Origin of the sequence: Klebsiella pneumoniae, assembly GCF_000742135.1 — a bacterium.
Classification (GTDB): Bacteria; Pseudomonadota; Gammaproteobacteria; order Enterobacterales; family Enterobacteriaceae; genus Klebsiella; species Klebsiella pneumoniae.
Window position 1 is genome coordinate 1,833,674 of record NZ_KN046818.1, and the last position, 21,212, is coordinate 1,854,885.

Consider the following 21,212-nt stretch of genomic DNA (forward strand, 5'->3'; position numbering starts at 1 on the left):
GCCTTTTCTTTTTCCAGGGAAAACCATCCAGGAGGAACTTTATTATGGCGATGTATGAAGTCGGTACCGTCACGGGTGCCGCGTCGCAGGCACGGGTGACAGGTGCGACAACAAAATGGTCACAGGAGGCGCTGGGGATACTGCCCGGGTCGATTCTAGTGGTCTACCGCAGCGGTAGTGCTGACCTGTATGCGATCAAATCCGTGGACAGCGACACGCAACTGACGCTGACCCGGAATATCACCACCGCATTTTCCGGTGCCAGTTACGGCATTATTACCGCTGAAACCGCCAGCACCTCGTCGTTTGCTAACCAGCTGGCCAGCGCGTTTGCATTCTGGCGTAGTGTAGTGGAGGGCTGGTCGATGGCCCTGACCGGCAGCGGCAATATCACCCTGACTGACCCGATCACAGGAAAGCAGGTGACCGTGCCGGCGATAGCCGGGATGGCGAAGGCCTCGGATCTTAACGCGCTGGCAAAACTCACCGGAGGAAACAAACTCGACGGCTCGCAGGTTATAACCAGCGATAATGCCGGTTTTATACTCGGTAAGGACTCAGATCTGGCTCTGCTCAAAAAACAGGGGCAAGGCGGGACAATTGCCGTTGGCTCGGGAACACCGTTTAGGGTTCAGCGTTCAAGAGCGACCACTGTATCACCGGCAGACACCTTTGATGACATCCTCGTTATTGATGCCAACAACCGAACGACACTACCTGGCGCGCTGATTGCCGGCGGCGACATCGACAACACGACGAAGGGGTTGCTGTATACCCAGGCGATTGAGCTGTCGATGAACACGCCATACATTGACTTTCACCATAACAAAAGTGCTAACGACTACACCGCACGCCTCATCACTACAGCCGCAGATCAACTTAGTGTTCAGGGAAGCCATCTACGGGTAGACAGAGACCTGCGGGTGGGGCAAGCGGCCGACATCGGCAGCTGGATGCAGTGTCGCTATGACTGTGTGCCCCAGCAGACCGACTTCGGTTCCCCTGCCATTGGCGCGTTGATTTCCGGTGGCAAAGTCCGGTCCCGCATGTCAGGGCGTGGAGGAAACGGCGACACGGCTGGAGCGTGGGGTGGTTTCTACCTTGAAGAATACGTTGGGTACAACCACCGAGTGGTACTGTATATGGACGGTTTTGACAGAAAAGATGCCTGGCTCTTTTACACCGGTGGGACAATCTCCACCACTAAAGGCGATGTTATGACCACTGGCTCAGACGTGCGGCTGAAAAAGGATTTTACGGAATCCCAGGAAGGGGCCTCCAGGCGTATTAACGCGCTGGGGGTATGTGAGTTCAACATGAAAGGCGAAACACGCCGTAGGCGTGGATTTATTGCTCAACAAGCTGAAAAAGTTGACCCGATTTACACCTTTCAAAGCGGCGATGTAGAAATTGATGGCGAGAAGATCAATATCCTTAACGTAGACCATACGGCCATCATCGCGGATCTTGTTCTTACGGTGCAGGAGTTAACAAAACAAGTGCGTGATTTGAACAAGCAGGTTCAAACAAAAGAGTACTGATTGAGAGAAAATAGGTTATCAAAACTCGGATAATTTATCATGTAATCAGCATGTTAGAATTAACATAAAAATGGTTCTAGATAAGTGTTCAGAAACATATTTTTTTAAAAATCAAAGTATTAAGAGCAATGCAGAGAACTACTGCTGCGCCACATGCAGTGGTTCGAAGCCGCAGACCTGATCGTCAAAGGCATGGAAGGCGCTATCGCCGCCAAGACCGTGACCTATGACTTCGAACGTCTGATGGAAGGCGCTAAACTGCTGAAATGTAGCGAGTTTGGCGACGCGATTATCGCGAATATGTAATCCCGTTAGTGGATTAAGTAAAAGCGGGAGCCGATGGGCTCTCGTTTTTTTCGCCTTCAGGCAATTATTCTGCCGGACGCTTGAAGCATTAGGCGATGGCGAATGTCCCGCAGCGCAACGTTCAACAAAGCTATATACCTCATGACAGGGAGAGATCCATTTGCCGTAAGAGCTCGCATGAAAACGGATTGCACGCCAGGCGTCATACTGATGGCCCGACCGGCTTAAACCGGGGCCGTTCGGCGAAAATGTGCTGTAGCCTAAACTCAGGCTATCCGCGCACTTTCAGATTAAACAGCCGGGACAGCGCCGCTCTGCCGCTATCCGTCACTTGTACTTCCCGATATCCCGGCGCGCGCGTTATCCATCCTTTTTGCAGGAACAGCGTCATTAGCGCCGAGCCGGCGTCGCCGCCCAGATGAAAACGTCTTTCGCTCCAGTCGAGACAGGGGCAGCAAGGCTTACGCCGTGGGCGGGCGTTAAACACTGCGCCAAGGCGTTCAAGCTGGGTTTTACCGGCTGACGTCAGGGCCAGGCCATCTGCCGCCAGCCATTTTTCCCTCAGCATAAATTCATAAATATTGACCGCCAGCTCGCCCGCCAGATGATCGTAGCAGGTCCGAGCGTAGCGAAGATTAACCGGCGTGCTGGGGAGAAGCGTCTTATGCGCTTGCATAGAGACGCCCATCAGGTTTTCCAGCAGCCCGGCAATATGCGAGCCCGCCAGGCGGTAATAGCGGTGGCGCCCCTGCGCGAGACACACCACCAGTCCGTTGCTGAGCAGCCGGGCAAGATGGCCGCTGGTGGTGGAGGCGGACACCTCGGCGACCGTACTGAGTTCGGTTGCCGTCCATGCGCGCCCGTCCATCAGCGCGCAGAGAATACTGACCCTTGACGAGTCAGAGAGGGCGGAGGCCACCATCGCCATAGCGGTTTCCAGCGCCTCCTCTGGCTCACTGTCTTGCTGCGGTTTCAGGAGATTCATTCAGAAAGTATGGCCCATTTTTTGGTCACTTCCGCTGCCCGGGCGTCATCATTGGTAAGGAGAATGAGCCGGTTACGGTGGTCGCTGTACTGTACCAGAATATTAATACCATTATGGGCCAGGGTGTCTGCGATGTCTCCCAGTTCCCCTGGTCGTTCCTGAGGTAACTTTCGTATCAGAGGACGGCATACATTGCTGACCGTAAAGCCGGCCTCGGTCAGCACCCTGCGGGCTGTCTCACCGTCTTCCACCAGAAAATGCGCATGTCCGGCATCAGGCGTGGTGAATACGCCACCGCCTTCGAGCCCCACGCCGTTGTTACCCAGCGCCATACCCATTGCGCCAAGCGAGCCCGGCGAGTTGCTGAGAATCACGTGAATGTCATACATCTGACTGTGCTCCCCGATCCGATGCGTAATCCCGGAACACGCGGGCGACGCGTATTCTGTAATATGAAAAAATCGATGCTTTGCCTTCGCGCTGGGCAGTCAGATGCCGCTCATTTTGCTGCCAGTTGGCCACCGATGCTTCATCTTCCCACCAGGATAGCGAGAGGATTTTGCCGGGCGTACTCAGGCTCTGAAAGCGCTCGATGGCAATAAACCCCGGCGTGTCTGATAGCAAAGGCGTCAGCCCGGCCGCCAGCTGAAGATATCTTTCCTGTGCTTGTGGTAAGGCGTCGGCCTCAAAAAGTACCGCAATCATAAGTCTGCTCCGTGGTGAATTTCCCTGCAGTCTACTGACGGTCAGAGCAGGAAGCTTCGATGTGCAGCGAAATATGCCTGGCAGGAGATCAACGATTGCAACGGAAATGCTCCCAGGCGTTATTGCGATGGTGAATAAAAAAGAACGCCAGCCATGCGATACGGCAACCTGAGCGCACAGGGCTGGCTGAGTTTTAGTGAAATCGCGATGTGGGGGGATAAACCCTTACGGCTGCGGCTATCGATGAAAGCGATCGCCGACGGGCCGTACGGGCGGGAAAGCCGTTTTACTGACATGCAGAATATGAACCCGGAAACGCTCGCCCGGACTAGCGAAGCGCCGCCGGGCGATAATCGAAAGAGCACGTTGTCTGCCACCGGTCACGCCTTCAGGCTCCGCGCTCTCCTCGGGCGTGGATTTTTACCTTAGCCGGGAGACCTGCGTCTCGCCTACTGCGCATGGCGGCGCAGGGTGGAGGCGGGGTGGCGCCGCAGCGCCTCTTCGGGACGCACAGGGCGCCGCACCAGTTCGCCGCCGCAGTTCGGGCAATGTCCGTTCAGTCGTGTCGTCATGCAGTCCCGGCAAAAGGTGCACTCGAACGAACAGATAAACGCCTCGGGTGAGTCTGGCGGCAGATCTTTATCACAACATTCGCAATTCGGACGTAACTCGAGCATCAACTTCTCCTCTGGTGAACGGCTATATCAGCGACGGCGGGCCAAAGCACGCTATGTTTATATCATGCCGCGATCGGTCCGCCGAGAATTTCCTTGCGCGGTAATCGCCTTCTCAGAGGGTCGCTTTCCCGGGCTGCATTCCCGGTACGAGGATCACTTTGCGGCACGCCTCTTCACGTTTCTCAAAGATCTGATAGCCGCGCGCGGCCTCCTCCAGCGGCATATGGTGAGTGACAATCTCCTCCGGGGTAAGCAGCCCTTGCTCAATAAGCGCCAGCAGATCCGGCAACCAGGCGTGGACGTGGGTTTGTCCCATCCTGAAGGTCAGTCCTTTATCAAAGGCATCGCCAAACATAAAGCCGTGGATGAAACCGGCGTAAACCCCGGGTACGCTGACGATGCCGCCGCGGCGCACGGCGGCGATGCACTGGCGCAGGGCTTTTCCGCTGCTCCCCTCGATTTTCAGGGTGCTGAGGACGGTTTCCGTAAGGCTACCTTTCGCCTCGAAGCCCACGGCGTCGATCACCGCGTCGACGCCGCGATGGCCCGGCGTGTTATCGATAATCCACTGCGCAGGATCGTCATGGTGGTGAAAGTTTATCGGGATCGCGCCATAGCGTTGTTGCGCGAAATCGAGTCGGTAATCGTTATGATCGATGATAAATATCTGTTCTGCGCCATTGAGCCTGGCGCAGGAGGCGCAGAGCAGGCCTACCGGGCCGGCGCCAAAAATAGCCACGCTACTGCCGGGTTTGACCTCGGCGTTTTTAACCGCCTGCCAGGCGGTGGGCAGAATATCTGACAGAAACAGCACCTTTTCATCGGGTAAGGTGTCTGGCACTTTAAACGGTCCGGTATTGGCTTTGGGGACCCGTACATATTCCGCCTGGCCGCCCGGGATCCCGCCGTACAAATCGCTATAGCCAAACAGCGCCGCCGGTGGCGAAATGCCTTTTCGATTGAGCGTCGCTCCCTGGCCGCTATTGGTGCTTTCGCAGGCGGCATACTGCTGCAAGCGACAAAAGAAGCAGTCTCCGCAGGCGATGACAAACGGGATAACCACCCGGTCGCCTTTGCGGACCGCGGTGACCTCGGAACCGGCTTCCACCACTTCCCCCATAAATTCATGGCCGAAAATATCACCATGGTGCGTGCCGGGGATCTTTCCGCGGTACAGATGCAGATCGGAACCGCAAATCGCTGTCGCGGTGACGCGCAGAATAATATCGTCCGCTGCCTCAAGAGCCGGGTCAGGCATGGTGTCGACGCTGACATGATGCGGGCCGTGATAAGTGAGTGCTTTCATAGAATATTCTCCTCGAGAGAAAGGTTGACAGCATGCGGTTCTTCGGCCTGGTGAACGGCTGCTATCGTCACCGATAAATCATCGTAAAAAATAAAGCGTAGAGTACTAATAATGGAACTGCGTGATATTCCAGGAGCTGAATATATTCCACGCTTCGCTTATTTCCCGGCTGGTCTGTTCGAGTTATTTGCCTATTGCCCTTATGTGTGCCAGTATTAATCGGGCATGATATTCGCTCCATTTTGTTTGCTAGCCGCTTCCCCAGCGGCTTTTTTTTATCCGTAAAATCAGGGAAAATTCTTAATTTCCGTCTGGCAAAGGGCAATGCTGCCGCTTCGTTATATAACCCAACGGTAGTAATCCTCCGGTATAGATAATTCTTTGCCGCAGAGGTGATCTGCATACATTATTTCCCTGAACACAGTGAGTTAGCGGCAAGGTGCCGTCTGGTTATTTTTCAGGTGTCTTGTAGAATTATTCCGAATTACTGCTAAAAGGTGTCGAAAAAACGGAATAATAATTTGACTAACCAGCATTGCCCGCTAGATTTAAATATCGAACGACGAGTGATACGGAATATTTTCGTATCGTACTGACATAACCGATATACATGAGGTGAAATATGGCAGAGCATCGTGGTGGTTCCGGTAATTTTGCTGAAGACCGTGAAAAAGCTTCTGAAGCAGGTCGTAAAGGTGGTCAGCACAGCGGCGGGAACTTTAAAAATGATCCGCAGCGTGCGTCCGAAGCGGGTAAAAAAGGCGGACAGAATAGCCACGGCGGTGGCCGCAAGTCCGATAATTCCTGATTATCCTTTTCCTTGCACCCTGAAGTGAAAGTATCTCCTGCGAGTCTGTCACAGACTCGCAGTTATTTTCTGACTCCAGAAGGTATTTCTATGAATATGAAAAGCATTGAAGATGTATTTATTCACCTGCTCTCAGATACCTACAGCGCAGAGAAACAATTAACCCGCGGGCTGGCTAAACTAGCCAGAGCGGCGTCCAGTGAAAAACTCAGCGCGGCGTTCAATGCTCATCTTGAAGAAACCCAGGGCCAGATCGAACGTATCGACCAGATTATTGAACAGGAATCCAACCTGAAAATCAAACGCATGAAATGCGTGGCCATGGAAGGATTAATCGAAGAAGCTAATGAAGTCGTTGAGAGCACGGAAAAAAATGAGGTACGTGATGCTGCATTAATTGCCGCTGCGCAAAAGGTCGAGCATTACGAAATTGCCAGTTACGGTACTCTGGTCACCCTGGCAGAGCAGTTGGGCTATAAAAAAGCAGCCAAACTGCTTGCCGAAACCCTGGAAGAAGAAAAACAAACCGATGTGAAATTAACCGATCTGGCGGTAGGTAATATTAATAAGAAAGCGGAAAAATAAACTCTCCCTGACACGAGGAAATCACGATGAATCACGTTGAACATTACCATGACTGGCTACGAGATGCGCATGCCATGGAAAAACAGGCAGAGTCCATGCTGGAATCAATGGCTGGCCGTATCGATAATTATCCGGATCTCCGTGCCAGAATCGAACAGCATGTTAACGAGACCAAACGGCAAATTACCGTGCTGGAAGAGATCCTCGACCGCAATGAGATTTCGCGCTCGGTGATTAAAGATTCGATGAGTAAAATGGCGGCTCTCGGCCAGTCCATCGGCGGGATGTTTCCTTCCGATGAAATCGTCAAAGGCTCGATCAGCGGGTACGTTTTCGAGCAGTTTGAAATCGCCTGCTATACCTCTCTGCTGGCGGCCGCTGAAAAAGCAGGCGATACCGCCTCCATCCCAGCCATTGAAGCCATCCTGGCGGAAGAGCGGGAAATGGCCGACTGGCTGATTAAACATATTCCTCAGACCACGGAGCAGTTTCTCCTGCGTTCAGATGCTGACGGCGTAGAAGCGAAAAAATAACCCAGGAGGCAGGCCTATGTTTCGTCATGTGAAACAACTGCAGTATACCGTACGCGTTGCTGAACCGAATCCGGGGCTCGCGAATTTACTGCTCGAACAGTTTGGCGGCCCTCAGGGCGAGCTGGCCGCCGCGTGTCGTTATTTCACCCAGGGATTAAGCGATGACGATCCCGGCCGCAAAGATATGCTGATGGATATCGCGACAGAGGAGTTGAGCCATCTGGAGATCATTGGCACTTTGGTCGGCATGCTGAATAAAGGCGCCAAAGGAGCCCTGGCGGAGGGCACCGAGAGCGAGGCGGAACTCTATCGTTCGCTCACCGCCAACGGCAATGACAGCCATATTACATCCCTGCTGTACGGCGGCGGTACCCCGCTGACCAACTCGGCGGGCGTGCCGTGGACGGCGGCCTACATTGATACTATCGGCGAACCCACCGCCGACCTGCGGTCGAATGTCGCGGCGGAGGCGAGGGCGAAGATCGTCTATGAACGCCTGATCAACGTGACCGACGATCCTGGCGTGAAAGACGCGCTGGCCTTCCTGATGACCCGCGAAGCGGCGCATCAGCTCTCTTTTGAGAAGGCCCTGCAGTCGATTCGCAACAACTATCCACCGGGCAAACTGCCGCCCATTAGCGAGTACGCTAACACCTACTACAATATGTCTGAAGGTGGAGAAGTACGCGGCAGCTGGAACAGTGACAAACACTTCGATTATGTCAAGGATCCACAGCCGGCCGTAGATGGCGGAGATGGCAGTGCTTCTGTCGGCCTGACGCCAGAGCAGGAAGCGCTGTGCAAAGCGATGCTGAAGCGAACGCAGTCTGACCCGCAGGGCGATCCTTTGACCGGCGCCGAACTCGGCGCCGGGAAGCAAAACACTTCATCATCGGCTAAGTGATGTTCGCATGAGCCCCGGCTGCGGCCGGGGCGATTCACAATGATGGGTGTGGAATATGTTTGAATTCGACGCGTTTCATCTGGCCCGATTGCAATTCGCCTTTACCGTATCCTTCCATATCCTCTTTCCGGCCATCACCATCGGCCTTGCCAGCTACCTTGTGGTGCTTGAGGGGATGTGGCTGCGAACCCGGGATAATGTCTGGCGTTCACTCTACAATTTCTGGCTGAAAATTTTTGCCGTCAATTTTGGCATGGGCGTAGTCTCCGGATTAGTCATGTCCTATCAGTTCGGCACCAACTGGAGCGGATTTTCCCAGTTCGCTGGCAGTATTACCGGCCCGCTGCTGCTGTACGAAGTGCTGACCGCCTTCTTCCTTGAAGCGGGATTCCTCGGGGTGATGCTGTTTGGCTGGAATAAAGTGCCGCCAGCGCTGCATTTTTTTACCACCTGCATGGTGGCGCTTGGCACGTTGGTTTCTACCTTCTGGATCCTTGCCTCCAATAGCTGGATGCAGACGCCGCAGGGTTTTATCATCGAAAATGGCCATCTCATCCCGCAGGACTGGCTGGCGATTATCTTTAACCCCTCTTTTCCGTATCGCTTGTTCCATATGGCGATAGCCGCGTTTCTCAGTAGCGCCATGTTCGTCGGGGCGTCTGCCGCGTGGCATCTTCTGCGCGGCAACGACTCGCCGGCCATCCGCAAAATGCTGTCGATGGCGATGTGGATGGCGCTGCTGGTTGCGCCGATCCAGGCGGTGGTGGGAGATATGCATGGTCTTAACACCCTTGAGCATCAGCCGGCGAAGATCGCGGCCATCGAAGGGCACTGGGAAAATCGCCCCGGCGAGGCCACGCTGCTGCTGCTGTTTGGCCTGCCGGACATGGAGCAGGAGCGGACCCGCTATGGTCTTGAGATCCCCGCTCTCGGTAGCCTGATCCTTACCCACAGCCTGCATAAGCAGGTGCCGGCCCTGAAAGACTTCCCGAAAGAGGACCGACCCTATTCGCCCGCCGTCTTCTGGTCGTTTCGCATCATGGTCGGGATGGGCGTGTTGATGATCGCCTTAGGGATCTGCAGCGCCTGGCTGCGCTATCGGCGGCGGCTGTACCACTCGCGTCCCTTCCAGTGGTTTGCGCTCTGTATGGGGCCCGCCGGTCTTATTGCCCTGGTCGCCGGGTGGGTGACCACCGAGATGGGCCGCCAGCCGTGGGTGATATACGGGTTGTTGCGCACGCGGGATGCGGTGTCGTTGCACAGCACCCTGCAGATGGCCATCAGCCTGCTGGTATTTATCGTGGTTTACTGCGCCGTGTTTGGCGTGGGGTATTACTACATTTTCCGGCTTATCAAAAAAGGGCCGCAGCCGGTGACGGAGCTGACCTCGCAAACCGCAGGCACCCCGGCGCGTCCGCTCTCAGCGGCTGAGCCGGTGCGTGATGAGGAGAACGCATCATGAGCATCGATATCTCGGTGATTTGGTTTGTCATCATTGTCTTCGCCACGCTGATGTATATCGTGATGGATGGTTTCGATTTAGGTATTGGGATGCTGTTCAGCGTGGTGCATGATGGCGAAGAGCGCGATGTGATGGTCAACAGCGTCGCCCCCGTCTGGGATGGTAACGAAACCTGGCTGGTGCTCGGCGGGGCAGGGCTGTTCGGCGCCTTTCCGCTGGCCTATGCGGTGATCACCGATGCGCTGGTTATCCCGCTGACGGCGATGCTCATCGGCCTGATTTTTCGCGGCGTGGCCTTTGAATTTCGTTTTAAAGCGGTTCCCTCGCATCGCATCTTCTGGGACTATGCCTTTGCCGGCGGCTCGCTGTTGGCGACCTTCAGCCAGGGGATTGTCGTCGGCGCGTTTATCAACGGCTTTGCGGTGGCTGACCGCCGCTTCGCCGGTTCGACGCTGGACTGGCTTACCCCTTTCAATCTGTTCTGCGGTCTGGGGCTGGTGGTGGCCTATCTGCTGCTGGGCACCACGTGGTTGATTATGAAAAGCGAAGGCGCGCTGCAGCAGCGGATGCGCGAGCTGACCCGCAAGGTACTGCTGGCGCTGATGGCGGTGATCGCGGTGGTCAGCGTCTGGACGCCGTTGGGCTGGCGCTACGTGGCGGAACGCTGGTTTACGCTGCCCAATTTCTTCTGGTTCGTGCCGGTGCCGATTCTGTTGTTGGCTCTGAGCCTGTGGATCTGGCGCCTGAGCGCGCGCCCCGCCAGCCATGCCCGCCCATTTATCCTGACGCTGGGCCTGATTTTCCTCGGCTTCAGCGGGCTGGGGATCAGCGTCTGGCCGAACATTATCCCACCGCATATCTCTCTGTGGGATGCCGCTGCGCCGCCGTCCAGCCAGGTATTTATGCTGCCGGGCGCGCTGCTCATTATCCCGGTGATCCTGATGTATACCGCCTGGAGCTACTACGTCTTTCGCGGCAAAGTCTCCGGCAGCGAGGGCTATCACTGAGCCTGATTCGCGCCGGCAGGTGAGGATTTGCCGGCGCGTCGCGCCGTCCGGTCAGGGATGACCGAGAGGGATGCGCACAAACCGGTGATCTGCTGCAACGACTCGGGCCGGGTGTTTATGCCTTCGGTGGCTTGATCTTAATAATAAATCGTTCGTTAACCCGGGTGATCCTCGCGCCAATATCGCCAAACTCGGTGGCGATTTTAAAAAAATCGTCCGCGGCGACATCAAAATCGAGCTCAATCTTCGGGTGTTGTCCTGTCGCCAGTAATTCATAGAAATGGTCAAGGCTGCGGGCTTTTTCGCTAGGCATCTTATTTCTCCATGGTAAACCAATCTGCAGGGGTTTTATTGCTTACGGCGCTTTTACGGATTATTCAGCAGGATGACAAACGTGCCTGATATAAAATTATGCAATGACAGTAAGAATGAGGTAGGGCGAGGTTATTCCGTGTTGTTAAACCGCGTGGCGACGCGTTGTCCGCCATACCATGACGGCAGAGATGACCCTGCGGCGCCGGTTGATGATAGACATTTTTTGATGACAAATTAATGACAATAAAATGAATCTGTCCGGGCTCGGGATGGCATCGTGCTAAATAATTTTATTCTGTGGCTGTTAAGGTGGTTGTTAACTACTTTATGGTGATGGAGCGTCTTTTTTAGGGCCAACGGCGAGGGAACAACGATGCAATTACTTGATTTATTCGCAGGCTTATTATGGTTAAGCAGCGTTATCTTCCTGCTGTTTGTTCTTGATGTGATCATCACCCGTTATCTTTATCGTAAATAATCGACAACGACAGCGGCGTTGGGCATAGGGGACGGCGTCGGAGGATGATAATATAACCCGCGGACTGATTCAGAAAGGAATGCGCGGTGGCCGGGAGAATTGATTACGATATTGAAAAATACCAGTTTACCGAAGCCGGTGAGACGCCACGGCTCCGGGAGCAGTGGCGCGAAGTATACCTGGAGTGTCGTCAGCTGCGGGCCGGGGCAGAGGAGCGCCTGCGCATTGCGTTACTGAACGTCGACTATGTCACCAGCTTCGAGCTGCCTTTTCGCCTGCTGCTGGTGCGCGCGCCGCAGCTAATCGCCGATGTTCGCGAGACGTTGCAGCTTAGCCGTAAAGCCGCCGTTTTCAACGGCAAACGTTACGGCTGCGTCTATAGTTTGAAACAGGATTTACAGGCTGTACCGGAAGCCTTTCATTACCGCCTGGCAAACCGCATTCGTCGCGTCGATGCAACGGGGCTGACGGCGGCCCCGTACCAGCAGATTGCCCGGGAGATAAAGCCGGCCCGGGAGCGGCTCCGCCAGGCGCTGAACGCCGGCCTGCCGGTCACCGCTCTCGACGCCCTGTTCTGGTTCGGCAGTCAGCGAGTGGCGGCGGACATCGCGCAGTTGCGCCGGTCCGGTATGGCGATTGTCACGACGGAGGTGGAGGTCAGCGACAATTTGTTCAATACCACCCGACGAGTGCCCGTTTACCGCCTGGCCAGCGAGTGAGTCGGCAACCTTTCGCCCAGCCGTTGCCTCTGCAGACAGTTGACCATTGCCCCGTCGAACCAGACGCACAGCCCTCTGGCGACAGGCCGCGGGGCCGGTTCCAGCCATGCGCTGGCGATGAGCATGAGGAGCATTAGCGCCAGTGGAACCATGTATTTTCTTTTCACTGCCCTTTATCCGCTGCGCCTGTTCTGCCAGCAAGGTAGCGGTAAAGTATGACGTTTCGTTGACCGGGGCAGCGTTTTTATTATTGGCAAGCGGTTGCGTTGGGCCAGAGATTATTCATCTTTTGGCATACGAGAGGACGAAAACTGGCGGCTTGTATTTTTGATTTTTATTACACCACGCTTTTTTTTGCCGCCGGGGAAAAGCGTAATGTGGCTACGACTGGATGGGGCTTGTCATGTAACTGGCTGGTTTGAAACAATATTTTAATTGTTGTCTAAACGCATGCGACAGCGGTGGCTAATTTATATTAATTCACTTTACCGATCAATAAATTATATGTTGATAGTTTTTAGCTATCGAATGTTTCTTATCGATCATTTTAAACTATTTTTGTTGGCGGGAAATATATGACATGCTTTAACCCTTTCTTATTTTTGGTATTTTTTAAATGGTTGAAGAAAACGCGAAAAATACCTCCTATCGCTTCGTACTGGAGCCCGCTATTAGCGATGATGGCAGCTGCCACTCGTGGGAATTGCTCACTAAAGATATTATAGCACCCGCACGAAATAACGCCTCAGCGCCCGCGTTTTCTTTCTCCACGCTTACCGAAAGCGATAAGCTTGCACTATTTACCCGACAAATCGAGTTGCTTTCCGTATTTGATTTTTCCCTGGTCGATAATAAGCCGATCTCGCTCAATATCGATGATTTATTAAGCCATTTTATTCTGACGGACCGCTATCTCTGCGATTTTCTGCGCTCGTGTAAGCATATTGCTTTGGAGATAAATGAGAATTTTCATGAGTTTATCGCCGGCCGCGAGCTGACGGCGCTAAGCACGCTGGCGGCGCTTTGTCCGGTCTGGCTGGATGATTTTGGTCGCGGGCGAACCTCCTTCCCGCTGCTGGAGAGATTCCGCTTCGATTGCGTCAAAGTGGATAAGGATTACTTCTGGGATAAAGAAAACGACCCCGCTTTGCCCGGTCTGTTGCAGTCTATTCATACCCTGACCGGCCATGTGATCGTTGAGGGTATCGAAACCGAAAAGCAAAAACGGTTAATCACTTCTGCCGGGGACATCATAGGTCAGGGCCGCTACTGGAAGGAAGAATATATTTTTCTTTGCGGTTGAGGGTCGACCGGGGGCTGGTTTCGGTTACCTGCTATTCTTTTATTATCCAGTTTTAAATACCCCCTTTGCTACAGATAGTCTTTATTAGCGCAGTGATAAGCGCCTCTCTTTTTTATGAAGGATCATTCCCTGTAAATACCCCCATGCGTAACGCCCCGATCGCCATTTCGACGTAAGCCAGGTGCTGATTTCTGAGCTGCGCGAGCTGGTGAAAAAAGATCTCGCCGCTGCGATCAATTAATCCTGCCTGCGCCATCCGCTCAGGATCGCGCGGCATGGAAAAATGCCGCCGTTTACCGGCGGCTATTGCTTATTTTGCGCTACCCTGGTTTTTTTCCAGCCGGGCGAAATACTCCGGTGCAAACGGGCGCGGATCGACGTCGGCAAACGGCGCGCGCTCAAAGTGCGATTTCAGCGCCCAGGGGACCGTGCAGTCAAAAATGGTCTTGCAGCTGATGCCATTTCCACGGATCGACGGGCTGTATTCCGGCGTCTGGGACGGATCCAGCTGGTGACCGCGAATGCCGGGGATTGTCGTAATGCTGACGTCCCCCTGCATGCGGGTGGTCATCGCCCACAGGATATCGTCGCTGTCAAAGATGTCGACATCTTCATCAACCAGAATAATATTTTTTAGCTCGGAATAGGTCGCCAGCGCCAGCAGCGCGGCCTGTCCCTGCCGGCCTTCATCGGCGGGTTGACGTTTTTTCACCTGCAGGATCCCGAGGAACTTACCGCCACCCGCGGTGTGGGCGTAGACATTTTGTAAAAAGCCCGGAATGGCGGCCTCGACGGCATTCCAGATACTGGCTTCCGTTGGCAGGCCGGCGAGGGTGGTATGCTCTTCCCCCGGTCCCACCAGGGTCTGCAGAATCGCATTGTTTCGCATGGTCACTGCTTTGACTTTGATTACCGGCAGCGACGGATTAGCGCCGCCGCAGTAGCCAGGAAATTCCGGCATCGCGTGGCCGCTATTGGTGTGCTGATCCTCTCTGACGCGCACGCCGGGCAACAGCTCACCTTCGATAACGATCTCGGCGCGGGCGATGGCTTTCTCCGGGACGCTGACGCCCTGAACCAGCTCCACCGGACGTTGACGCAGCGCGCCGGCGACGCCCAGCTCGTTATAGCCGAACGGCGTGGTAGGGGCTTCGAAGCAGGCGCCAATATAGATGGCCGGATCGAGACCCATATTGATGGTTATCGGCAGCGGTTTGCCGGCGGCCTCGGCCTTCTGGCGAAACACTTCGATATGGCGGCCGGCGGCAAGAAACATCGACAGCTCATCCCGGCCCTGAACGCACAAGCGGTGGATGGTGACGTCGGTCAGCGAGGCGTCGTCGGGATCGCTGGCCAGCGCCAGGCCCAGGCAGAAGAAGGGGCCGGCGTCGATAGGGGTGTTGGTGGGGCCGGAAGCAGGGTGCGCAAATCAAAATCCGGATCGTCGGCCAGAAAGATCTGTTCCTGGCAGGGGGCGCTGCTGGCCGGGACGACCACCGGCGCGACCGGTTTTTTCACCGCCTTACCCACTTCAAGGGCCAGCTGCGAGGCTTCGCAGCCCAGCAGCAGCGCGGCCCGCTGGCGGCTGGCGTGCATACCCACCAGAATGCGCGAGTGTGGATAACCCTTAATATTGTTAAACATCATCGCCGGCCCGATGCGAGTGGGGCGCTTCACGGTGCCGCCCGCGCCGATATGGCGATAAACACCGGCCAGCTCGGCGTTAGGGTCAACCGGATGATCGGTTTCGAGATACTGATTGTCATGCTGTTGCAGCAGCGCGATGGCGTCGCGCAGATCCTGAATCGGTGCGGTCATGATGTTCTCCTTAGCGTATCGATGCGCACAGTATGCTTCGCAGGCTAATGGTTATCAATTGCATCATTTATGCTTTATTGATAAGCTTTTTCTTATCAATTTGTAGGGAGGAGTCCGACCATGTCCTTGCGAGCGTTACGCCATTTTGTGGTCGTTGCCGAAGAGTTGCATATGCACCGGGCGGCGGAGCGGTTACATATCGCCCAGCCCGCCCTCAGTCAGCAGATTAAGCAGCTTGAGCAGCGCCTGGGCGTGGTGCTCTTTTCCCGCGCTAACCGCCGTCTGACTCTGACCGCCGCGGGCGAGGCCTTTTTACACAAGACGCGGCTGGCGCTGGAAATGGCCGATCAGGCGGTGCTGGACGCCCAGCGCACCGCGCGGGGCGAGCAGGGGAGGCTGCATTTGGGGTATGTCTCCAGCGCGATGTACGACAGTAAACTGCCGGGGCTCCTGCGCCGGCTGCGCGCCGACTGGCCGGGGATTGAGCTGTCGCTGGTGCAGGGGGATGTGCAAATGCTCTACGAAGCGCTGTTGGATCTGCGTCTGGATATCGCCATCATCCGCGCGCCGCTGGCCTCGCCGCCGGACGCGCTGGTGGTCAGGCCGTTTGTACGTGAAAAGCTCTGCCTGGCGCTCTATCAACAGCATCCGCTGGCCGGCGTGGGCGCGCTTAATCTGGCCTCATTGCGCACTGACAACTGGATCTCGCTTGACGATCCGCAGGGCACCGGACTGGAGCAGGTTTTTATGGATGCCTGTCGCGTCGCGGGCTTTACGCCGCAGGTGGCGCAGCGGATTAACGACGTTACCTCGATGATTAGCCTGGTCTCCGCCGGGGTGGGAGTGGCGTTGGTTCCGCTCTCGGCGCGGGCCTTACGCCTTGATAACGTGGTGTATATCGATCTCCAGGATCGGCTGGCGGAGAGTGAGCTGAGCATGGTTTACCACCGCCATATTCGTTCGGCAGTGGTAAGGAAAGTTATCTCGCTGCTTAATACCGCTGAGCGATAGTCCCGGTTAGCTGGTCTTCAGGCGGACAAAGCTGACAATCCTTGAACGGCCCAGCTCTTTCGCCCGGTACAGCGCGGCATCCGCCGCGCGCAGCAGACTATCGCTTTGGGTGTGCTGCGGGTAGCTGGCGATGCCAATCGACACATCCACCTGGCCTATCTCGGTCAGACCATCACGCAGCGTCATATTGCGCACCTGGGTGTAGATCTCGCTGGCGCACTGGTGCGCCCCGGCTTCGTCAATCCCGGGGAGCAGCACTAAAAACTCCTCGCCCCCGTAGCGGAAAGCCATGCCGATATCGCGCACCGCGCGCTGCACAATGGTCGCAACGCTCTTAATCACCAGATCCCCAGCCTCATGGCCATAGCGATCATTGATGGTTTTAAAATGATCGATGTCGATCATCAGACAGCTCAGCGGAGTATGGGTATGGACCGCCAGCGCCATCTGCGAATGCAGCGCTTCGTCAAGATGATGGCGGTTACGCAGGCCGGTCAGGGAATCGAACAGCGCTTTTTCCAGCAGGGCGCTGCGCAAACGCTGATTGGCCAGCGCCAGGCCCAACGCTTCCGCCATCAGCTCGAGATAGGCCCGGGAAGGAGCGTCACCGGCGGTGACGTTCTGGAAGGTCAGCAGGCCAATGGCTTCGCCCTGGGCGATGAGCGGTACGCAGAGCGACTGGCCGGCGTGCGTCTCCGGCAGATGATAGCAGGTGATATCGGGCTCGCCCTGCACCGGCGGATGGCTGAGTCCCCGCCGTATCGCCCAGCAGTCGTCGGGAGAAAAGGGCGTCGTCTCACCGGCGGGCGACAGCCACTGCGCTACGCAGCGCATCTGCCAGGGGTCGGTATCCAGAACATACAGTTTACCGGGGATCGTCGGGGCGATATTCGGCGCAAACCGCTCCGCCACCTTAATCACATCCTCAATGGTTTCACAGCCCTGCAGCCGCTGAGTCATACGCGCCAGCAGCTCGCGGATCGCCCAGTCGGCGTCGCGCTGCTGCTCCAGCCGCTGACGGGCCAGGCCGTTCTCGCGAAAAATGCGGATCGCCTGAGCCATGTCACCAATCTCATCCACCTGGGTAAAGTGCGGCGTCTCTACCGCATAATCCTGGGAGGCGAGACGCTGGACCACGTCGCTCAGGCGAACCACCGGGTAGAGCACCCGGCGTTTGAGAATGAAGCCGAGGACGAACAAAAACATCAGGGCGGTCAGGCCGACCATGATTTCCGACAGCGTACGCCAGATCCGCGAGCGCTCGGTGGCCTGGTCGATAGCGACGGCGGCGCGATGCTCAAGCATCTGGCGGAAGCGATCGATCTGCGTCTGCATGCGCTCCAGTTCGGTCTCGTACGCGGTGCCGTACAGCACCGCGATGGCCGCTGGCGCATCGCCGCGAGCGACATGCGCCAGGGCCGCCTGCTGTTCATCCTGTAGCTCATCGGCGATCCGCAGGCCATCCTGGAGCAGCGCCAGCTCCTCGCGGCTGGCGCCGTTATCTTTCAGGCCGCCCAGCCGCTGCTCTATGCTCTTGTCGGTCTGCTGCAGCTGCTGATATTGCGTAAGCGTCTCCGGTGAAGGCTTTATCACGTACAGCCGGGCGAGGTCAGACAGCGCCCAGGCGTCGTTTTCCACCTCGTCGGAGAGCGTATCAAAGACCTGGCGCTGCTGTACCGCCTGGCGTTCGACGCGGTCGGCGCTGGAGGCCATGAGCATAGCGCTCCCGGAAGCCAGCGTCAGGCCAACGGTGATCCCGTAAGCCCAGTTAGTGATGGTGGCGATTCTCACCGTGAATTTCCTTGCATGCAGATGAAGCTGTTTTGATTATAGAACTCCGCCCCCGCCACGACGGCGGCCCGCTTCAGAGGCGGCGCTCGCTATGCAGAGGGGCAAGGGTCTGAAGAATGATGGCGTGTAGCGTTTCCGCATGGTGGCGCAAAACGAGGAAGACATCGCTATCCAGAGCGCCATTTATAACATCCGCTTCCATAATCTGTAAGGCTTCCTGCCAGGCCATCCCTTTACGATAAGGGCGATCTTCGGTCAGCGCGGTGAAAATATCGGCGATGGAGATAATCCGGTCGGCGAGGGTCAGGTGCTCCTTTTCGAGATGCAGAGGGTAGCCGCTGCCGTCCATTTTTTCATGATGATTCGAGGCCCAGTTAATGATGTCGCCGAGCTCGCTATAGTCGCTGAGAAGTTCGCCGGTCATGTAGCTGTGCTCCCGCACCTGACTCAGCTCCTCATCATCCAGCTCGCCCTCTTTTTCGAGAATGGAGAGTGGGATATAGACCTTGCCAATATCGTGTAGATAGCCGGCTATCTGTATTTGCTGACAGGTGGGCTCCGGCAGCTGCATCCAGCGGGCAAGCTGGCGGGCGATTTCCCCCACCATGATGCTATGGGTGGCGGTAAAGCTGCTGTAGGTGTCGACGATTTTGGCAATCAGCAGGCAGACATCCTTCAGACCGTGAATATCCAGATAGCGCGTGTTGATGGGGCCAATAATCTCCAGCAGCCGCTGAATATGGCCGGGGTGAAGGTGCTGCCAGAAGTTCGCATTTTCAGCGACCTCGCACAGGATATCGCAGAGCGGCGGATCGATCTCCCGATGCAAAGCGACGAACTGTTCCACCACCGCCCGCGTGGGCCAGGCGGCAACGTGGCTATCGGCCGGCAGCAGCCGTTCAAAGGCATCAGCGAAATAGACAATGTGCTGTTCGCGGGAGCCCCGGTGGTTCGGGCTAAAATGGTGATCGCGAATAAAGGGAACGATGGGCTGGAAGGTCGCTAATCCCTCCAGCATCGCCACACCCTGGCGCTGATGCGGGTCGTGGATATTATCGATAGCATCCAGCGAATGAATGGTGCGTTTATCCCCCAGCACGCCGATATCGTGCAGCAGCGCGGCGCAAAAAATGGTCTGCTGCCGTTCGTCAGGCAGTTCCAGCCTTTGCGCCAGCGTCAGGGCGATTAAGGCCGTTCGTTGCATATGCCGGTGCAGTTCAGGGTTAATGATCTGGATGACTCTGGTGGTCAGCATCAGGGCCGACTTCAGGGCAATACGCATCTCTGTTCTCCGTTCGCGTGACCTGGCGGGCAAAAATGCTCTCGCCGGTGACGGAAGTGTCGATAATCTGATCGCAATGCGTGTTGTGTGTTGCTGAACAGGTAAATCCTCAGAATGTTTTGGTTCATAGCTCTGCCCGTTTCAGATCCAGTGGTGCACCAGAGTTGGGCGATATCGTCCTAAGAACCTTATTATTGTCTGATAGTTAACCATTTCCCCCCCAGAAAAGAAATGAATTCTGGCAAGCCCTTTGCATTAAGCAAGCGTAAGTTTGATTAATGTCTATGAAGGGAGTGACCTGTATGAATTTTAGAGCATTACTTGCCATTGCGTTATTGACGATGAGCAGCCTGGCGTTTAGCGAGACGCGTCTTCCGCATATTGTTATTTTAGCCACCGGCGGAACGATTGCTGGTTCGGCGGCCAGCAATACCCAAACAACCGGCTATAAAGCCGGGGCGCTTGGGGTGCAGACGCTGATTAACGCCGTGCCGGAAATGAGTAAAATCGCTCACGTCGAGGGCGAGCAGGTGGCGAATATTGGCAGTGAGAATATGACCAGCGATATTATTCTCCAGCTCTCGAAGCGGGTAAATGCGCTATTGGCCCGGGACGATGTCGATGGCGTGGTGATCACCCATGGCACGGACACGCTGGATGAAACCCCGTATTTCCTCAATCTGACGGTGAAAAGCAACAAGCCGGTGGTCTTTACCGCGGCGATGCGCCCGGCGACGGCGATCAGCGCCGACGGGCCGATGAACCTGCTGGAAGCGGTCACGGTCGCCGCCGATCCTGATGCCCGGGGACGCGGGGTAATGGTGGTGCTTAACGACCGCATCGGCGCGGCGCGCTTTGTCACCAAAACTAATGCCACTTCGCTGGATACCTTCCGGGCGCCCGAGGAGGGCTATCTTGGTGTTGTGGTGGGCGGAAAACCCCAGTTCGAGACGCGGGTGGATAAAATTCACACGCTGCGCTCGGTGTTCGATGTGCGTCAGCTGAAGGTTCTGCCGAAGGTGGTGATTATTTATGGTTACCAGGACGATCCGGAGTATATGTACGATGCGGCGATCGCTCATCATGCCGAGGGTATTATCTACGCCGGAACCGGGGCGGGGTCGGTGTCGGTACGTAGCGCCGCCGGTATCAAAAAAGCGCAGCAGGCGGGCATCGTGGTGGTGCGAGCCTCCCGTACCGGCAGCGGCGTCGTACCGCCGGATGACAGCCAGCCCGGGCTGGTGGCCGACTCCCTCAACCCGGCAAAAGCGCGTATACTGCTGATGACCGCGCTGACGCAGACTAAAGATCCGCAGCTGATTCAGCAATATTTCCATACCTACTGATCCTCTGCGGCGAGGGCGGTGTTCACACCCTCGCCGTGCTTTCTTCTCAATGACCTGGCTTCCATGCAAATCGATGGCGAATGATTGCCCATCATTCACTCCACCTGTGTTTCCCACGAGGCGTAAAGAAATATTTTTTATTGTCCGGCGGGCACAGTATTTCAATGCACCGCGCTTATTTTAAAAGCAGGTTTAAATAAGTCTATTCTTAATTGTTGTCTTAAAGTCGTTTTAATCTTTCTTATGCTGACGGATTAAAAAAGATGCATTTCGCAGTGGGACGCGTTTAATACTCGCTTTGACAGACTACGATGCATCCCAACGCGGTCA

24 protein-coding genes and 2 pseudogenes are annotated in these 21,212 nt (G+C 55.8%); 14 read left to right on the forward strand and 12 right to left on the reverse strand.

What is annotated here, in order from left to right:
- Window positions 1–44 precede the first annotated feature (44 nt).
- Window positions 45–1,541, forward strand: a complete 1,497-nt coding sequence (locus DR88_RS16650) for a tail fiber domain-containing protein (protein WP_004148023.1) — start codon at window positions 45–47, stop codon at window positions 1,539–1,541.
- Between the two features lie 135 nt (window positions 1,542–1,676).
- Window positions 1,677–1,847, forward strand: a pseudogene (locus DR88_RS27960) (isocitrate/isopropylmalate family dehydrogenase); the annotation flags it as partial.
- A gap of 271 nt (window positions 1,848–2,118) precedes the next feature.
- On the opposite strand, the gene DR88_RS16645 reads toward DR88_RS27960, so the two are convergent.
- From DR88_RS16645 to DR88_RS30535, 4 genes are all read right to left on the reverse strand, one after another.
- The gene (locus tag DR88_RS16645; RefSeq protein ID WP_004150799.1) at window positions 2,119–2,832 is read right to left on the reverse strand and encodes an ArsR/SmtB family transcription factor; all 714 of its coding nucleotides are present in this window, start codon (window positions 2,830–2,832) and stop codon (window positions 2,119–2,121) included.
- Complete coding sequence (locus DR88_RS16640; RefSeq protein WP_025861458.1) at window positions 2,829–3,221, reverse strand: amino acid-binding protein; 393 nt, start codon at window positions 3,219–3,221, stop codon at window positions 2,829–2,831. Before DR88_RS16640 ends, DR88_RS16645 begins: the two co-directional genes overlap by 4 nt.
- On the reverse strand, window positions 3,214–3,537 hold the full coding sequence (locus DR88_RS16635; RefSeq protein ID WP_025861459.1) for an antibiotic biosynthesis monooxygenase family protein: 324 nt from the start codon (window positions 3,535–3,537) through the stop codon (window positions 3,214–3,216). Before DR88_RS16635 ends, DR88_RS16640 begins: the two co-directional genes overlap by 8 nt.
- Window positions 3,538–3,656: 119 nt before the next feature.
- On the reverse strand, window positions 3,657–3,833 hold the full coding sequence (locus DR88_RS30535) for a hypothetical protein (RefSeq protein ID WP_032443847.1): 177 nt from the start codon (window positions 3,831–3,833) through the stop codon (window positions 3,657–3,659).
- On the opposite strand from DR88_RS30535, the gene DR88_RS31665 reads away from it, so the two are divergent.
- Window positions 3,781–3,966 (forward strand): hypothetical protein, encoded by a 186-nt coding sequence (locus DR88_RS31665; protein ID WP_032443848.1) that lies wholly within the window; start codon window positions 3,781–3,783, stop codon window positions 3,964–3,966. The two genes, DR88_RS30535 and DR88_RS31665, sit on opposite strands and share 53 nt — an antisense overlap.
- Window positions 3,967–3,986: 20 nt before the next feature.
- Here the strand turns inward: DR88_RS31665 and DR88_RS16630 are convergent, their stop codons facing one another.
- The 3 genes from DR88_RS16630 to DR88_RS30540 all read right to left on the reverse strand — a co-directional run bounded on the left by DR88_RS16630 (window position 3,987) and on the right by DR88_RS30540 (window position 5,923).
- On the reverse strand, window positions 3,987–4,214 hold the full coding sequence (locus tag DR88_RS16630) for a DUF1272 domain-containing protein (protein WP_004140530.1): 228 nt from the start codon (window positions 4,212–4,214) through the stop codon (window positions 3,987–3,989).
- Between the two features lie 112 nt (window positions 4,215–4,326).
- On the reverse strand, window positions 4,327–5,520 hold the full coding sequence (locus DR88_RS16625) for a zinc-dependent alcohol dehydrogenase (RefSeq protein ID WP_004148024.1): 1,194 nt from the start codon (window positions 5,518–5,520) through the stop codon (window positions 4,327–4,329).
- Between the two features lie 67 nt (window positions 5,521–5,587).
- Window positions 5,588–5,923: a hypothetical protein gene (locus tag DR88_RS30540; RefSeq protein ID WP_004148025.1), complete on the reverse strand. Its 336-nt coding sequence runs from the start codon at window positions 5,921–5,923 to the stop codon at window positions 5,588–5,590.
- 219 nt (window positions 5,924–6,142) lie between these two features.
- On the opposite strand from DR88_RS30540, the gene DR88_RS16620 reads away from it, so the two are divergent.
- From DR88_RS16620 to cydB, 6 genes are all read left to right on the forward strand, one after another.
- Window positions 6,143–6,328, forward strand: a complete 186-nt coding sequence (locus tag DR88_RS16620) for a con-10 family general stress protein (RefSeq protein WP_004150795.1) — start codon at window positions 6,143–6,145, stop codon at window positions 6,326–6,328.
- A 90-nt stretch (window positions 6,329–6,418) separates the two neighbouring features.
- Window positions 6,419–6,913 (forward strand): YciE/YciF ferroxidase family protein, encoded by a 495-nt coding sequence (locus tag DR88_RS16615; protein WP_004148027.1) that lies wholly within the window; start codon window positions 6,419–6,421, stop codon window positions 6,911–6,913.
- 26 nt (window positions 6,914–6,939) lie between these two features.
- Window positions 6,940–7,446: a ferritin-like domain-containing protein gene (locus tag DR88_RS16610; RefSeq protein ID WP_004140514.1), complete on the forward strand. Its 507-nt coding sequence runs from the start codon at window positions 6,940–6,942 to the stop codon at window positions 7,444–7,446.
- A gap of 16 nt (window positions 7,447–7,462) precedes the next feature.
- Window positions 7,463–8,350 carry a manganese catalase family protein gene (locus tag DR88_RS16605; RefSeq protein WP_004140512.1) on the forward strand — a complete coding sequence of 296 codons (888 nt, stop codon included), beginning with the start codon at window positions 7,463–7,465 and terminating at the stop codon, window positions 8,348–8,350.
- 55 nt (window positions 8,351–8,405) lie between these two features.
- A complete protein-coding gene (locus DR88_RS16600; RefSeq protein ID WP_004148028.1) occupies window positions 8,406–9,812 on the forward strand; it encodes a cytochrome ubiquinol oxidase subunit I in 1,407 nt (468 codons plus the stop codon).
- Window positions 9,809–10,819: a cytochrome d ubiquinol oxidase subunit II gene (cydB, locus tag DR88_RS16595; RefSeq protein ID WP_004148029.1), complete on the forward strand. Its 1,011-nt coding sequence runs from the start codon at window positions 9,809–9,811 to the stop codon at window positions 10,817–10,819. The genes DR88_RS16600 and cydB overlap by 4 nt, the downstream gene beginning before the upstream one ends.
- A gap of 115 nt (window positions 10,820–10,934) precedes the next feature.
- On the opposite strand, the gene DR88_RS16590 is transcribed toward cydB, so the two are convergent.
- Complete coding sequence (locus tag DR88_RS16590; RefSeq protein ID WP_004140506.1) at window positions 10,935–11,132, reverse strand: hypothetical protein; 198 nt, start codon at window positions 11,130–11,132, stop codon at window positions 10,935–10,937.
- Between the two features lie 566 nt (window positions 11,133–11,698).
- On the opposite strand from DR88_RS16590, the gene DR88_RS16585 reads away from it, so the two are divergent.
- The 3 genes from DR88_RS16585 (at window position 11,699) to DR88_RS16580 (ending at window position 13,634) form a co-directional block, all read left to right on the forward strand.
- On the forward strand, window positions 11,699–12,331 hold the full coding sequence (locus DR88_RS16585) for an ECs1377 family protein (protein WP_004150791.1): 633 nt from the start codon (window positions 11,699–11,701) through the stop codon (window positions 12,329–12,331).
- Between the two features lie 39 nt (window positions 12,332–12,370).
- On the forward strand, window positions 12,371–12,550 hold the full coding sequence (locus DR88_RS0125505) for a hypothetical protein (protein ID WP_004140501.1): 180 nt from the start codon (window positions 12,371–12,373) through the stop codon (window positions 12,548–12,550).
- 397 nt (window positions 12,551–12,947) lie between these two features.
- Window positions 12,948–13,634 (forward strand): KPN_01159 family EAL domain c-di-GMP phosphodiesterase, encoded by a 687-nt coding sequence (locus DR88_RS16580; protein ID WP_004150790.1) that lies wholly within the window; start codon window positions 12,948–12,950, stop codon window positions 13,632–13,634.
- Window positions 13,635–13,746: 112 nt separating this feature from the next.
- On the opposite strand, the gene DR88_RS30545 is transcribed toward DR88_RS16580, so the two are convergent.
- Both DR88_RS30545 and DR88_RS0125510 read right to left on the reverse strand, forming a co-directional pair.
- Entirely contained in the window at window positions 13,747–13,911 is a 165-nt protein-coding gene (locus DR88_RS30545) for a hypothetical protein (protein ID WP_020804938.1), read from the reverse strand.
- A 33-nt stretch (window positions 13,912–13,944) separates the two neighbouring features.
- Window positions 13,945–15,452, reverse strand: a pseudogene (locus DR88_RS0125510) (UbiD family decarboxylase).
- A 120-nt stretch (window positions 15,453–15,572) separates the two neighbouring features.
- Here DR88_RS0125510 and DR88_RS16570 point away from each other — a divergent pair.
- Window positions 15,573–16,463, forward strand: coding sequence for a LysR substrate-binding domain-containing protein (locus DR88_RS16570; RefSeq protein WP_004150788.1), 891 nt, complete (start codon window positions 15,573–15,575; stop codon window positions 16,461–16,463).
- 6 nt (window positions 16,464–16,469) lie between these two features.
- On the opposite strand, the gene DR88_RS16565 is transcribed toward DR88_RS16570, so the two are convergent.
- Both DR88_RS16565 and DR88_RS16560 read right to left on the reverse strand, forming a co-directional pair.
- Window positions 16,470–18,254 (reverse strand): sensor domain-containing diguanylate cyclase, encoded by a 1,785-nt coding sequence (locus DR88_RS16565; RefSeq protein ID WP_004148034.1) that lies wholly within the window; start codon window positions 18,252–18,254, stop codon window positions 16,470–16,472.
- Between the two features lie 73 nt (window positions 18,255–18,327).
- The gene (locus DR88_RS16560) at window positions 18,328–19,536 is read right to left on the reverse strand and encodes an HD-GYP domain-containing protein (RefSeq protein WP_004140494.1); all 1,209 of its coding nucleotides are present in this window, start codon (window positions 19,534–19,536) and stop codon (window positions 18,328–18,330) included.
- Between the two features lie 302 nt (window positions 19,537–19,838).
- Here DR88_RS16560 and fraE point away from each other — a divergent pair, with 302 nt between their 5' ends.
- The gene (gene fraE / locus DR88_RS16555; RefSeq protein WP_004892909.1) at window positions 19,839–20,882 is read left to right on the forward strand and encodes a fructose-asparagine asparaginase; all 1,044 of its coding nucleotides are present in this window, start codon (window positions 19,839–19,841) and stop codon (window positions 20,880–20,882) included.
- The last annotated feature ends 330 nt before the right edge of the window (window positions 20,883–21,212 follow it).

Bases quoted from the DNA above. Each gene is read 5' to 3' on its own strand.
- DR88_RS16650 (WP_004148023.1), top strand. From the start codon at position 45: ATGGCGATGTATGAAGTCGGTACCGTCACGGGTGCCGCGTCGCAGGCA.
- DR88_RS16645 (WP_004150799.1), bottom strand. From the start codon at position 2,832: ATGAATCTCCTGAAACCGCAGCAAGACAGTGAGCCAGAGGAGGCGCTG.
- DR88_RS16640 (WP_025861458.1), bottom strand. From the start codon at position 3,221: ATGTATGACATTCACGTGATTCTCAGCAACTCGCCGGGCTCGCTTGGC.
- DR88_RS16635 (WP_025861459.1), bottom strand. From the start codon at position 3,537: ATGATTGCGGTACTTTTTGAGGCCGACGCCTTACCACAAGCACAGGAA.
- DR88_RS31665 (WP_032443848.1), top strand. From the start codon at position 3,781: ATGAAAGCGATCGCCGACGGGCCGTACGGGCGGGAAAGCCGTTTTACT.
- DR88_RS30535 (WP_032443847.1), bottom strand. From the start codon at position 3,833: ATGTCAGTAAAACGGCTTTCCCGCCCGTACGGCCCGTCGGCGATCGCT.
- DR88_RS16630 (WP_004140530.1), bottom strand. From the start codon at position 4,214: ATGCTCGAGTTACGTCCGAATTGCGAATGTTGTGATAAAGATCTGCCG.
- DR88_RS16625 (WP_004148024.1), bottom strand. From the start codon at position 5,520: ATGAAAGCACTCACTTATCACGGCCCGCATCATGTCAGCGTCGACACC.
- DR88_RS30540 (WP_004148025.1), bottom strand. From the start codon at position 5,923: ATGCAGATCACCTCTGCGGCAAAGAATTATCTATACCGGAGGATTACT.
- DR88_RS16620 (WP_004150795.1), top strand. From the start codon at position 6,143: ATGGCAGAGCATCGTGGTGGTTCCGGTAATTTTGCTGAAGACCGTGAA.
- DR88_RS16615 (WP_004148027.1), top strand. From the start codon at position 6,419: ATGAATATGAAAAGCATTGAAGATGTATTTATTCACCTGCTCTCAGAT.
- DR88_RS16610 (WP_004140514.1), top strand. From the start codon at position 6,940: ATGAATCACGTTGAACATTACCATGACTGGCTACGAGATGCGCATGCC.
- DR88_RS16605 (WP_004140512.1), top strand. From the start codon at position 7,463: ATGTTTCGTCATGTGAAACAACTGCAGTATACCGTACGCGTTGCTGAA.
- DR88_RS16600 (WP_004148028.1), top strand. From the start codon at position 8,406: ATGTTTGAATTCGACGCGTTTCATCTGGCCCGATTGCAATTCGCCTTT.
- cydB (WP_004148029.1), top strand. From the start codon at position 9,809: ATGAGCATCGATATCTCGGTGATTTGGTTTGTCATCATTGTCTTCGCC.
- DR88_RS16590 (WP_004140506.1), bottom strand. From the start codon at position 11,132: ATGCCTAGCGAAAAAGCCCGCAGCCTTGACCATTTCTATGAATTACTG.
- DR88_RS16580 (WP_004150790.1), top strand. From the start codon at position 12,948: ATGGTTGAAGAAAACGCGAAAAATACCTCCTATCGCTTCGTACTGGAG.
- DR88_RS30545 (WP_020804938.1), bottom strand. From the start codon at position 13,911: ATGCCGCGCGATCCTGAGCGGATGGCGCAGGCAGGATTAATTGATCGC.
- DR88_RS16570 (WP_004150788.1), top strand. From the start codon at position 15,573: ATGTCCTTGCGAGCGTTACGCCATTTTGTGGTCGTTGCCGAAGAGTTG.
- DR88_RS16560 (WP_004140494.1), bottom strand. From the start codon at position 19,536: ATGCGTATTGCCCTGAAGTCGGCCCTGATGCTGACCACCAGAGTCATC.
- fraE (WP_004892909.1), top strand. From the start codon at position 19,839: ATGAATTTTAGAGCATTACTTGCCATTGCGTTATTGACGATGAGCAGC.